The organism is Staphylococcus caprae (genome assembly GCF_003966625.1).
GTDB lineage: Bacteria > Bacillota > Bacilli > Staphylococcales > Staphylococcaceae > Staphylococcus > Staphylococcus caprae.
Genome location: NZ_AP018587.1, coordinates 372,052 through 384,858, shown reverse-complemented (window position 1 = coordinate 384,858; position 12,807 = coordinate 372,052). Strand labels below are relative to the sequence as shown.

General features: G+C 35.7%; 12 protein-coding genes. All 12 read right to left on the bottom strand.

Going from position 1 to position 12,807, the window contains the following annotated elements; all coding sequences use genetic code 11:
• Positions 1–151 precede the first annotated feature (151 nt).
• The 12 genes from JMUB898_RS01665 to JMUB898_RS01610 all read right to left on the bottom strand — a co-directional run bounded on the left by JMUB898_RS01665 (position 152) and on the right by JMUB898_RS01610 (position 12,803).
• Positions 152–442 (bottom strand): hypothetical protein, encoded by a 291-nt coding sequence (locus JMUB898_RS01665; RefSeq protein ID WP_002444498.1) that lies wholly within the window; start codon positions 440–442, stop codon positions 152–154.
• Positions 443–639: 197 nt separating this feature from the next.
• On the bottom strand, positions 640–1,416 hold the full coding sequence (locus JMUB898_RS01660; protein WP_002444501.1) for a CHAP domain-containing protein: 777 nt from the start codon (positions 1,414–1,416) through the stop codon (positions 640–642).
• A 404-nt stretch (positions 1,417–1,820) separates the two neighbouring features.
• Positions 1,821–3,047 carry an ArgE/DapE family deacylase gene (locus tag JMUB898_RS01655; RefSeq protein ID WP_172594629.1) on the bottom strand — a complete coding sequence of 409 codons (1,227 nt, stop codon included), beginning with the start codon at positions 3,045–3,047 and terminating at the stop codon, positions 1,821–1,823.
• 176 nt (positions 3,048–3,223) lie between these two features.
• Entirely contained in the window at positions 3,224–3,823 is a 600-nt protein-coding gene (gene cysC / locus JMUB898_RS01650; protein WP_002444505.1) for an adenylyl-sulfate kinase, read from the bottom strand.
• Positions 3,824–3,844: 21 nt separating this feature from the next.
• The gene (sat, locus tag JMUB898_RS01645) at positions 3,845–5,023 is read right to left on the bottom strand and encodes a sulfate adenylyltransferase (RefSeq protein ID WP_095323341.1); all 1,179 of its coding nucleotides are present in this window, start codon (positions 5,021–5,023) and stop codon (positions 3,845–3,847) included.
• A 23-nt stretch (positions 5,024–5,046) separates the two neighbouring features.
• On the bottom strand, positions 5,047–5,946 hold the full coding sequence (locus tag JMUB898_RS01640) for a sulfite exporter TauE/SafE family protein (protein ID WP_002444510.1): 900 nt from the start codon (positions 5,944–5,946) through the stop codon (positions 5,047–5,049).
• Between the two features lie 20 nt (positions 5,947–5,966).
• Entirely contained in the window at positions 5,967–6,578 is a 612-nt protein-coding gene (locus JMUB898_RS01635; protein ID WP_037541711.1) for an NAD(P)-binding protein, read from the bottom strand.
• Positions 6,579–6,690: 112 nt separating this feature from the next.
• Positions 6,691–7,467, bottom strand: coding sequence for a uroporphyrinogen-III C-methyltransferase (gene cobA, locus JMUB898_RS01630; protein WP_002444515.1), 777 nt, complete (start codon positions 7,465–7,467; stop codon positions 6,691–6,693).
• A gap of 21 nt (positions 7,468–7,488) precedes the next feature.
• Positions 7,489–9,207 (bottom strand): assimilatory sulfite reductase (NADPH) hemoprotein subunit, encoded by a 1,719-nt coding sequence (gene cysI, locus JMUB898_RS01625; protein WP_002444517.1) that lies wholly within the window; start codon positions 9,205–9,207, stop codon positions 7,489–7,491.
• A gap of 19 nt (positions 9,208–9,226) precedes the next feature.
• Positions 9,227–11,092, bottom strand: a complete 1,866-nt coding sequence (locus tag JMUB898_RS01620) for an assimilatory sulfite reductase (NADPH) flavoprotein subunit (RefSeq protein WP_095323340.1) — start codon at positions 11,090–11,092, stop codon at positions 9,227–9,229.
• Between the two features lie 273 nt (positions 11,093–11,365).
• Positions 11,366–12,097 carry a phosphoadenylyl-sulfate reductase gene (locus tag JMUB898_RS01615; RefSeq protein ID WP_037541813.1) on the bottom strand — a complete coding sequence of 244 codons (732 nt, stop codon included), beginning with the start codon at positions 12,095–12,097 and terminating at the stop codon, positions 11,366–11,368.
• A gap of 211 nt (positions 12,098–12,308) precedes the next feature.
• Positions 12,309–12,803 carry a glutathione peroxidase gene (locus tag JMUB898_RS01610; protein ID WP_002444524.1) on the bottom strand — a complete coding sequence of 165 codons (495 nt, stop codon included), beginning with the start codon at positions 12,801–12,803 and terminating at the stop codon, positions 12,309–12,311.
• Between the last annotated feature and the right edge of the window lie 4 nt (positions 12,804–12,807).

Sequence of the window (12,807 nt, the reverse complement as noted above, 5' to 3'; positions counted from 1 at the left end):
CAATGAATAACCTAGTCGTTCACAGAAACGTCACAAAGAGTTTAACTTTTAGTGAACTATATGTATGACGAATAGATTGTTGCAGACAATTAAAAAATGTCCTAACAAATGACAATTAATTCAAGTGTTAGGACATTCATATTTGTTTAAATTATTTATTTTTATCTTCTATATTATGATTATGAGCAAATTTATCTTTAGCCTTATCAGCTTCATGATGTGTTTTGTCTTTAGTTTGATTTTCTAATGTCTCTGTTTCATCACCTGTATGCCCTTTTGCCATTTCAAGATTCTTCTCCGTATTCTTACGTTTTTCGGCTTTTGAACGTTTATCATAAGCACGTTCTTCATATACTGAACCTACCGTTAATATGAGTATGACAGCAATAGTAACAATAATAATTACTGCTAATATTATCCACATCCAAATATTAAATTCCATGCGATTTCACCATCCTCAACACTTTTTAGTTAGTTTAATGCTATTCTTAGTTGTGTTTTTCCCTTAAATAACGTGTTCAATCACATAAGGCTATGTATTGTTGATGGCTATTCCACTTTTCTAAAATAAATGCAAAAAAAGCCACGAACCTCTACCGATTCGTGACTTCAATATTAAATATATTTGTGGATACAAAATTATGAAATATAGTTATAAGCGCTTGCTTGGCTAGCTGAAATTGTACGTGTAGATACAACACCAGGTCCGCCGTTATAGTTCATTTCAGATACTTTTACAGAACCGTCGTTGTTTACGTTTTCAACATATGCAACATGACCGAAAGCACCTTGTGATGTTTGCATTACCGCACCTTGTTTAGGTTTGTTATTTACTGTGTAGCCGTCTTGTGCAGCTGCGTTAGCCCAGTTATTAGCGTTGCCCCATGTAGAACCGATTTTACCGCCTACTTTGTCAAATACATAATAAGTACATTGACCTGAAGTGTAAAGGTTTGAACCTGAAGATGTTTGACCTGAGAATGCAGCTGATGAATGGTTTGAAGATTGTTGTGTTGGTGCAGATTGTGTAGTAACTTTAACGTTTCTATCTGAAGTTGAATAGCTTGCACCTAAACCTCCGCCATTATTGTTTGATTGATATGATTGAGTTTGGTTGTTATTTGAACCATTGTAATTGTAGCTATAATAATTATTTGAATTATAGTTTTGAGTACCTTGGTTAGCATTTGAGTAGTTAGCGTTATTTCCTTGTTGAGCTTGATTAGGGCTCCAGTTACCTTGCCAATTGTAGTGATAATTACCTTGTTGATCAATTGTATAAGTGTAGCTGTATGAATAAGGATCATTAGGGTTATATCCGTTATTGTTATTTTCCGCTGCATCTGCATCATGTTGCATGAAACCGAATGTTGCAATACCTGCTGTTGCGATTGTAGCTGTAGCGATTTTTTTCATTTTTAATATCCTCCTAAATTTTGTAAATCTTTAACTATCTCGTGGCTACCTTCAATTTTCTATTTGCAATATCATTTTAATTTTTCTTCGTTAATTAACGACAAGACACACTCTAACAGACACACAACCATTTGTGGGCGATGTTAATGCTTTGTAAATGAATCATAATAATGTAACGCTTTCTTGTAAAAATGATGTTTGATTTTTACAGAATTAAATTTACTTTCATGACAGGAGTTATAGCATTTTATTCAACAATGTTGTACGAACTGTTGTAATTTATCTGATAATTTTACAACCTTATTTTTTCATAAAAAAGAGGTGAAACTTACGTTCCACCTCTTAAGAGTTAATCGTCTTTTTACTATACGTATGACTATAATACATTGCCTTCATGATTGTTCTTATTTACTTTTATCTTCTAGATATTTCACAAACACATCTTTATATAGATCAATATAGTTATGATATGTATCTTTTTCTAAATATTCATCTACTTGATGTGCTTCAAGTGGTACACCAGGTCCGAAAATTGCAAAATCAACATCATCTTCGCGATCTTTTAATAAATTAGAACCGTCTGTTGTACCGATTAATGCGCTGACAATCATTTTATCATCTACATAATCAGGACCAATGTTAGCGATACATTTGACTAACGCGTTGTCTTTATCACTTTTTACCAAACTATTATCGCTTGGCACTTCGAAAGTTAATCTATCCTCATCTACTTCTTTGATGACATCTTTAAATAACTTCTTCACAAATTCGTTATCATATTCCGGTACAGTTCTAACATTATATTCTATGTAGGCATGTCCAGGAACTGAATTAAACTGACTTCCACCATTAATAATGGAACCAACCATTGAAAATCCTGATACAATATTTTCTTGTTCCTCAGTTAACGAATCATCAAGAAGGCTATTAAACATTGGCGCTACATCTAATTCATGTTTTGTATCTTCTTTTTTAATATCTTGATACTTGTTTTTCATTTGATTCACGAAATCAACAAGCGTATCTATCGCACTATCACCTAAGAATGGCACTGAACTATGCGTTGTTTTACCTTTCGCTGAAACTTTACAATCCATTGAACCTTTGTGTGCGTAAAATATCATACTTTTTGTAGGCTCGGCGATGATGAGACCATCTACATCGTCCATGTACCCTTCTTTAGCAAATAATTTGGCACCTTCTTGCTCTTTTTCTTCTCCTGTTGTAGCTAATAAGCGTATTGTACCATCTTTTAAAGCATCTTCTTCTTTAAGCTCAATAAGTGAAATGACAAGTGCTGCAAGGCCACCTTTCATATCACTCGTTCCTCTACCATACAATTTCCCATCTTTTTCAGTGAGTTCGAATGGAGGATATGTCCATTCATTTTCATCTCCACTTGTCACAACATCCATATGACCACTTATTGCTAATACTGGAGAACCACTTCCAATTTCAGCTACGATATTTGCTCTTTTATCGTTTACTTTTAAAATATTTGAACCAATGTCATGCTTTGATAATAACTTTTGTAGATACTGGCACACTTCGATTTCATTATCATTTTCTGTTCGAATCTCTACCATATCTGCCAATATTTGTAGTTTTTCTTCTTCACTAAATGTACTCATTTCATCACTACCTTTTTTGTTCTTCATTTATTTCTTAACAAAATACAGCAATGTTAAACATTATATAATAAGATGAAAAAGTAGTATTAGTTTAAATAGCTCACTAGTGTATGCATGGCAATGTTTTCAATGGAAATCGATTCAAAACAATCATGCTAACTGAATGTTTCAACCTTTTAAATATATCGATGTGCTTTAAGATAATGGATGACGCGATCTACAGATTCTTCAATTGTTTCATTTTCCGTATCTAGAATAATTTCTGGATGTTCTGGAGCTTCGTAAGGTGCGCTAATTCCTGTAAATTCAGGTATTTCTCCATCACGTGCTTTCTTATATAATCCCTTAGGGTCACGTTTCTCACATTCTTCAACGCTACATTGTGTATAGACCTCAATAAACTCATCGTCTTCAAGAATTGCACGAACGTTATCACGATCTTCTTTATAAGGAGAAATAAATGCCGTAACAGTCAATGAACCGGCATCTACCATTAACTTGGCTACTTCACCAATACGACGGATATTTTCAGTACGGTCTTCAGGGCTAAAACCTAAATTTTTATTTAAACCATGACGTACATTATCCCCATCTAAACGGTATGTTTGTTTCCCTTCATTGAATAATGCTTTTTCAAGAGCGACGGATACGGTTGATTTACCAGACCCAGACAATCCAGTGAACCATATCACTGCGCTTTTATGGCCATTACGATTTTGTCTTTCTTCTTTCGTTACTTCTGAATCATGCCAAGTAATATGATTAGATTCACTCATGTTATCTTTCCCCTCTATTTATTATTTTTGTTGTAACCCTTTAATAAGCACTTCAGCAACTTCTGGTCTAGAGAATTCAGGAGGTAGTGATTCACCATTACGTAACTTTTCTCTTACCTTTGTACCACTTAGATGCAAATGTTGCGATGCATCATGAGGGCATGTTTTAGCGGTTGCCATATTGCCACACGTTTCGCAATAAAATGCATGTTCAAATTTTAATATTTGAACATCTAGTTCATCTTCAAATTGAGAAATGAGTTCTTGTGCCTCGTATGTGCCGTAATAATCACCTACACCCGCATGATCACGTCCTACAATGAAATGTGTACATCCGTAATTTTTACGTACTGTCGCATGAAGTATTGCTTCACGTGGCCCTGCATAACGCATAGCTGCTGGATAAATCACTAAACGCGCTCTATTTTCCGGGAAATAATTCTTAAGAATGGCTTGGTAACTTTCCATACGTACATCAGCAGGGATGTCATCAGATTTTGTTTCTCCAACTAGAGGGTTTAATAATAGACCATCCACGATTTCTAACGCTGATTTTTGAATATATTCATGGGCACGGTGAACAGGATTTCTTGTTTGGAACCCAACGACTGTTTTCCATCCTAAGTCATGAAATAACTGTCTTGTCTCAGTTGGATCTAAATGATAATCGGAAAATTCATCATGTTTAGGACGATTCAATAATTGTATAGGACCTGCTAAATAAACATTTCCTTTTTCATATACCTTTTTCACACCTGGATGTGCCGCTTCAGTTGTTCCGTATACAAGTTTCGCTTCTTTTTCTTTATCATATTTGTACTTTTCTTCTAATTTTAAAGTACCGTATAATTCTCCATCTTCACCGTATAAGGCAACATGCTCTCCAATTTCTAGCTGATCCGCTTCCTCTTCAGTTACTGGAAGTGTGATAGGAATACTCCAAACTAATCCATTTTCTAAATGTGTGTCTTCAACCACTGCCGTGTAATCCGCTTTGTTCATAAAACCTGTTAAGGGACTAAATCCACCTATACCGATCAACTCTAAATCTGATATACTCCATGGATTTAACGTGATTGACTTGTAGGATGAAGCTTCTTTGATTAAATGTTCTCTTTCTTCACCTTCGAGTACTCGATTAATTAATTCTCCACCATGTGGTTTGATTGTATAATTGATTACTTCTTCATTATTAGACATCGTTTCATAACCCCTTTATCCAATTAATTATATTTGTTTACTCGGCTTTTCTTGTAAGAAAAAGACAATAACTTGTTTCGAACCATCTGAACAATGAGTAGAACAATGATTGACGCAAGAATAATAAATCTAACTGTATTTGAAATTGTTGCATCTTTAACGAAATAACTTAATAATGCATTACTATTTGTGAATATAATTAAACCACCAACACAAATAGCTAAAATATTTATAGGTAAAATTTTAACTAAATAAGCAGAAATCGGAGCTGCAATCATTCCACCAACACTAAGCGCAATGACAGCAAACCAATTAATTTGCGTTAAACCTAAAAATATAATAAAGCTTAATGCAGCAGAAGACGTGACAAAAAATTCACTCGCTGAGACTGTACCAATCGCATAACGTGGTTGAATCTTCTTACTTGAGAGCAAAAGTGGCGTATTGACTGGTCCCCAGCCGCCACCACCTATAGCATCTAAAAACCCAGCGATCGCGCCTTGTGGAATAACTTTGAAACTACTTAAATCTCCAACATGTGTATGATGTTCATGTGTTCTTTTAAATAGGAACTGATATAAAATGTAGAACCCCATACTTAATAAAAATAATGCAATGAACGGTTTAATATAATCACCATGAATAAATGTTAAAACACCCGCTCCAATAAATGCGGAAATAGAACCAGGTATCGCAAGCTTTAACATCGTTGGCTTATGAACATTTTCGAATTTCCAGTGAGATGTTCCTGAAGCTGCAGTAGTTGCAATTTCTGAAAAATGAACCGTAGCAGAAACAACTGCTGGTGCGATGCCGTAAGTTAATAGTATAGATGACGACGATGCACCGAATCCCATGCCGAGTGACCCATCTACAAGTTGAGCTAAGAAGCCTGCAATTGCGAATATTAATACTTTGCGCATATATTATACGCCCCCATTCTTCATTTGACTTGTGATTTAAGCCATCGGATGAATTCATGTTGCTTAGTCTCATCTAAATATTTTTCTGATAAAATTTGTTCAAGTAACGCTTGTTTATCAGATGGCTCTATTCTGAGTGCTTTAATGTATTGTCTACTTTCATATAAAAATTGAACGTAATCCGCGTAATCTTCGGTGTATGTATGTTCTAAATTTTTGATAATACGTTGGCCTAATTTCGGGCTTGCCCCTTCAGTAGAAACGCCAATCGTTAATCGGTTTCTTTTAAAGATATTGGGAAACGTTACATTACCTAATTCGGCTTGTCCCGCATGATTAAATAATGCATGTCGAGGTAATGCGTGCATCACCTCTTCATTTATCTTCTGATCATTAGTGGCTGCTATCACAAAGTCTGCATCATCAATATCTTGTGGTTCAAAGCACTTATTCGAATATGTGATACATTTTGTTTTAACCAGTTGTTCAATGGTCTCAGTTAAGGTTGGACTTACCACGTGAATCAATGTCGTATAATCTAATAATGTTTGAACGCGTCTCGTGGCGATTTTACCCCCGCCCACAATTACGACTTTCTTATCTGTTAAATCCAACATTAATGGCATATTCACGTTAAAGCCCTCCTGAAAGTTTATAGTATTCATCTTACTATTTTTCTTCATTTTCTGAAAATTAATATTAAAACAACAAAGGATTGATTTAAATCACCATACGATTCAGATGTTACTTTGTCGATAAACTCAGTGACATTTCAGCTTGATCTGCTTGTTCTCTAAACCAATTAATCTTCTCTCTCATATGAACAACATCGCCAACTATAATGATAGCTGGATTTTTAATTTGGTGTGACTTCTCTACAATAGTACTTAATGTACCTGTAACTGTTATTTGTTGTTCTGATGTTCCCATATGAACAAGTGCTACAGGTGTATCAATTGAACGACCGTGTTTAATCAATAATTGACAGATTTCAGGAAGTCGTTTCACTCCCATATACACACATAAAGTTTCAGGTCCATTAGCTAGGTGTTCCCAATATTGTTCTTTAGTCATTCCTGTTTTATTCACTGCAGTTACGAACGCCACTGACGAACTAAAGTCACGATGCGTAACAGGAATGCCTGCATATGCAGGTGCTGCAATGCCAGAGGTAATGCCTGGCACAACTTCGAAAGGAATATTGTAATTTGCTAGCTCTTCTGCTTCCTCGCCGCCTCTGCCAAAGACAAAAGGATCGCCACCTTTTAAGCGTGTAACTGTATGCCCTTTTTTAGCTAAAGCGACCATCATTTTATTCGTCTCTTCTTGAGGTAAAGCATACCTGTTAGGGTCCTTACCACAGTAGAAGAATTTGGTCGAGGGTGACGCAAATTCTAAAATTTTCTTGTTAACAAGACGATCGTAAAGTATAACGTCAGCTTCTTTGATGGCTTTTAACCCTTTAATCGTTAATAAATCAGGATCACCAGGGCCTGCGCCAACTAGAAATACCTTGCCCATATCAATCACTCCCCCTTTTGATTAGCTATGGAAGTCTCGACCATCGTGAACTTTCGCTACGACACCTGAACGGATAACGAAGTCACCAAAGTGTTCGCCGTCTAAGCGCTCTTTTCCGTAACTTATCAATAATGGACGTAAACTATTTAGAATTTCATTTTCATCAATATTTTCTTTATACAATTTATTAAGACGTTCGCCTTTGAAGCCCCCGCCTAAATACATATTGTATTTACCTGGAGCTTTTCCGATAAATGCAACTTCTGCAAGCGCTGGACGCGCACAACCGTTTGGACAACCTGTCATACGGATTGTGATTTCATCGTCTTGTACACCCGCTTCGTCTAATAAGTCTTCTATCTTAGAAATAAGTGATGGTAAATATCTTTCAGATTCTGCCATCGCTAACCCACAAGTTGGGAAGGCTACACATGCCATAGAATTCCTACGTAATCCAGTATAGTTCTTGCCATCAGTCAAGCTATATTTATCAATAATGGCTTGAATTTCATCTTTTTTCTCTGGTGTTACATTGGCGATGACTAAGTTTTGGTTAGGTGATAGTCTGAAGTCTCCTGTATGAATTTCAGCTATTTCTCTTAATGCTGTTTTCAATTGATAATCTTCAGTATCTTTGACACGGCCATTTTGGATAAATAAAGTAAAATTCCAATTACCGTTCCCTTCAATCCAACCTAAACGGTCACCGTTATGTTCAAATTCAAAATCTCGTGCCTCTTCAATCTTCCATCCTAAACGACGATTCAATTCTTCTTTAACCCACTGTTCTCCTAATCGATCAACAGTATATTTGAAACGTGCGTTTTTACGATTTTCACGATTACCATAATCACGTTGAATCGTAAGTAATTTTTCGCAGACCTCTACAGCACTCTCTTTAGGAATAAAACCGATCAGTCGACCAAGTTGAGGGTATGTGTTTGTATTACCATGCGTCATACCCATGCCCCCACCAACAGTGACATTGAACCCAACTAATTCGCCATTATCCACGATAGCGATTAATCCAATATCTTGAGAATACACGTCGATATCATTTGAAGGTGGTACCGCAATACCGATTTTGAATTTACGTGGTAGATACGTACTGCCGTATATCGGTTCCTTTTCCACACTAGAATCTAAAACTTTCTCACCGTCTAGCCAAATTTCATGATACGCGCCCGTACGAGGTAATAGATGATTACTTATATGAGTGGCGTAATCATTCACTTCCTTATGCACTTGAGATTGATAGGGATTCGGATTACACATAGTATTACGATTCACATCACCACATGCAGCGATAGAATCTAGCACAGCGTTATTAATTTCTTTCATTGATTGTTTTAAATTACGTTTGAGAATGCCATGGAATTGGAATGCCTGTCTCGTCGTTAATTTAATCGTATGATTGGCATGGTTGTTTGAAATTTCATCCATTGCTATCCATTGATCTGGTGTCGCTTTACCCCCGGGAACGCGCACACGAATCATAAAACTATATGCTGGTTCTAATTTTTGTTTACGTCGTTCATCTCTTAAGTCTCTATCATCTTGCATGTAACTTCCGTGGAACTTTAATAGTTTCGCATCATCCTGTGAAATTGCGCCCGTAATAGGATTAGCAAGACTTTGTTCAATTGTGCCACGTAGAAAGTCACTATCGGCTTTTAAATATTCCATTTCATCAAGATTGTTACCAAGTTCTTCTGAAATTTGCTTATTTGTTTTAGCCATGTATCCCCCATCCTTTCAATTAATACACGTCTCGTTGATATCTCTTATCTCGTTTCAATTGTTTTAAATATTCTTCTGCATCTTCTTCAGATAAGTTTTGTTCTTTCATTAATACTTCTCTAATTGCTAAGTGAACATCTTTAGCCATTTTACTTTCATCACCACAAACGTAGATTGCACCGCCATTCTCAATCCATTGATTAAATTGTTCACTATTTTCAGCAATCTTATGTTGCACATACACTTTTTGGTCTGTATCTCTTGAAAATGCCACATCCAACTTAGATAGTGTTCCATCGTTTAACCATTCTTGCCATTCTGTTTGGTACAAGAAATCAGTTGTAAAGTGTTGTTCACCGAAGAATAACCATGTATTACCTTTAAATCCTAGTTCTTCACGTTCTTGCATGTAAGATCTAAAAGGTGCTACGCCTGTACCAGGACCAATCATAATAACTGGTGTTTCTTCATTTTGAGGGAATTTAAAGTTCGGATTACGTTTCAAGTAAATTGGCACTGTGTCTCCTTCTTGAATTCTCTCAGCAAATTGGACTGAGCATACCCCTGTACGATCTCGACCATGCGCATTGTATCTGACAGCTCCTACAGTAATGTGCACTTCATCAGGCGTTGCCTTATAACTACTAGATATTGAATATTCTCTAGGTGGTAACTTTCTCAATAATTGATACATATTTTCCGGCTGTAAATCCGTTGTAGCAAAGTCATTTAATAAATCGATTAAGTCGCGTCCTTCGATATAATTTTGAATCCACGCTTTATCTTGAACTTTCTCAGATAGTTCTTCATTGTCGAAGAAAGTGGTCGCATTCTCTATTAACGGTTTCGTTAATTTCGTAATTTCAAAGTGTGATGTTAATGCTTCTTCAAGATTAAGTGTGTCTCCATCATCATTGATTAATACTTGAGTATCTGGACTCCAACCTAATGTACTGATTAATAAATCAACAAGTGCTGGGTCGTTTTGAGGTAAGACCACCAGACAGTCGCCCGGTTCGTATTCTTCACCAAAATTATCAAGTAGTAATTCAACATGTCTTGTTTCTTTATTCGAACCTCGACCGTTTAAATTAATATTCGTCAAAACTTCAGCATCATAAGGATTGGACTTAGAGTATTTCTTCTCCTTTGCGGACTTTATTGATTCACTCACCACTTGTTCACTATCTGTATCAGCTGGCGTAGAATCTATGGCATTGATGACATTTGCCATCCACTTTTCAGCGTCTTCATCATAATCCACATCACAGTCGACGCGGTCATAAATTCTTTCCGCACCAAGTTCTGCAAGGCGATTATCGAAATCCTTACCTGTTTGACAGAAGAATTCATATGTCTGGTCACCTAAAGCTAACACTGAGAATCGCACACCATCTAATTTAGGCGCTTTACGACCATGAATATATTCATGTAGTTCAACTGCGTTATCTGGTGGATCACCTTCACCATGCGTTGCTGTAACGATAAATAGGTCTTCAACTTTTTTAAGATCTTTCGGTTTGAAATCATCCATAGACTTGAGCGTGACTTCGTTTCCAATATCTGATAAACGTTCTTCAAATATTTCTGCTAATCCTTGTGCATTACCTGTTTCAGATCCATAAAGAATGGTAATCGAACGTTTCTGTGGTATAACTTCAGGCTCTTTCTCTTGCAACATCTCTTCCGTTTTCTGTTCTACGGATGGTGTTGAAGAAGTTGTACCATTAAGAGAGGTTTCTCCATTTGCAACATTCGATTGTTGATTTGCTATAAGGTAGCCACTCAACCATACTTTTTGGTCTGGTGTTAAGGTTTGGAGTAATTCATTAATCTGTGATGCTTGCCCTTCAGTAAAGGGACTATTAGTGACACTTAAGTTCAATCATATACACCTCTTATCTATAATATCCCGATATTTTGTTTACTCTATATTTGAAAATGAATTTGCAATATCGTCAATTCTAGTATGTACCAAATATTCTCTACAGTAAAACAAAGAAAATAAAGCATTTTGTCGGACAATGAGTATACATGAGCCACCGAGAATGTTCTTCGTATATCATTTCAAACATCATACTCACATAGTCAAAATGCAACCTATTCTTTATACCTTATCGGAATACTAGGTTTTAATTGTAAAAAATTTTATTTACCTTTATGGTTTGTCAGCAACATGTAATCCGCATTCTGTTTTCTCGAAGTTAGACCATCTTCCAGCACGTGAATCATTCGAGTCAAATACAGGCGCAGTGCATGGAATACAGCCGATACTAGGATAATGCTGATCATGTAATTCATTGTAAGGTAAGTCATTACTCTTGATGTAGTCCCAAACCTCGTCTTCTGTCCAATAAATTAACGGACATACTTTAACTGATTTAAAACGTTCATCTTTATTAATAAAATCTGTGCTAGCACGTGTTGGTGATTGAGCACGTCTTAATCCAGAAACCCAAGCTACAGCTCCAGTTAATACCTCTTCAAGTGGCTTTATCTTTCTGATGTAACAGCATTGGTTTGGATTGTTCTTCCATAAGGCCGGATTATATTTTTCAGCTTGCTCTTCTAATGTAAGTTCTGGTTTCTTCATTTTAATGCGAAGTTGTGGATATTTGTCTCTCACTCTATCGATTAAATCATAGGTTTCTTGAAAATGTAGATCAGTATCTAGAAAAACGATTTGAGCATCTGGTTTAATTTGAGAAATTAAATCGATGAGTACCATACTCTCTGCACCGAAACTACAAGAATAAACAATGTCGTCACCATATGTTTTGTACGCCCAATTTAATATTTGATAAGCGCCCTTTGTTTCATCGTCAGTATTGATAGCGTTAATAAATGGATCGCCCGTAAAACTTTGATAAGTAATCTTATCGACTGAAATCAATTTATGGTACCCCCTTGTTCATAAATTTATTCAATTATGTTAATTCCTATCTGAATTGTCAGAATAATTATGTTTTATACTTTAACTACTTTTATATTGAAAGTCAAGATGAGAGTGTAAATATTCATGATTAATTTTTAGAAAATAAATAAAAAAATTTCCCTCAAAGCGTCATTCAATTTAGAACGACTTTGAAGGAAACTTATCATTAATCTTTGGATTCATTTAATAATTCTTTGATGTGTGCTTCCATTTCTTCTGGCTTATCAAATGGTAAATATTTTCCTACAACTTTACCATTTCTATCAATGATAAATTTAGTGAAATTCCATTTGATTGGTGAACCAAATAATCCTGGTTTTTCACGTTTCAATAAAGTATATAAAGGATGTTCATTTTCTCCATTCACATCAGTCTTTGAATGAATTGGAAATGTGATACCAAACTGTTGTCGATACGTGTCGTATATTTCCTCTATCGACCCCGGTTCTTGGTTGTCAAAGTTGTTGCATGGAAAGCTTAGAATGACTAAGCCCTCTTCTTTATAATGTTGATATAACGTTTCTAGTCCTTCAAATTGATCACTTAATGCGCAATTAGTTGCGGTATTTACAATAATTAGAACTTTTCCTTTATATTTTTCTAAAAAGTAGGTAGAACCATCATAATTTTCAACTTCTATATCATAAACATCCTTACTCATTGAG

Coding starts and splice junctions, on each gene's coding strand:
- JMUB898_RS01660 (WP_002444501.1), bottom strand. CDS start 1,416: ATGAAAAAAATCGCTACAGCTACAATCGCAACAGCAGGTATTGCAACA.
- sat (WP_095323341.1), bottom strand. CDS start 5,023: ATGTCTAATAATGAAGAAGTAATCAATTATACAATCAAACCACATGGT.
- JMUB898_RS01665 (WP_002444498.1), bottom strand. CDS start 442: ATGGAATTTAATATTTGGATGTGGATAATATTAGCAGTAATTATTATT.
- JMUB898_RS01655 (WP_172594629.1), bottom strand. CDS start 3,047: ATGAGTACATTTAGTGAAGAAGAAAAACTACAAATATTGGCAGATATG.
- JMUB898_RS01610 (WP_002444524.1), bottom strand. CDS start 12,803: ATGAGTAAGGATGTTTATGATATAGAAGTTGAAAATTATGATGGTTCT.
- cobA (WP_002444515.1), bottom strand. CDS start 7,467: ATGGGCAAGGTATTTCTAGTTGGCGCAGGCCCTGGTGATCCTGATTTA.
- cysI (WP_002444517.1), bottom strand. CDS start 9,207: ATGGCTAAAACAAATAAGCAAATTTCAGAAGAACTTGGTAACAATCTT.
- JMUB898_RS01640 (WP_002444510.1), bottom strand. CDS start 5,946: ATGCGCAAAGTATTAATATTCGCAATTGCAGGCTTCTTAGCTCAACTT.
- cysC (WP_002444505.1), bottom strand. CDS start 3,823: ATGAGTGAATCTAATCATATTACTTGGCATGATTCAGAAGTAACGAAA.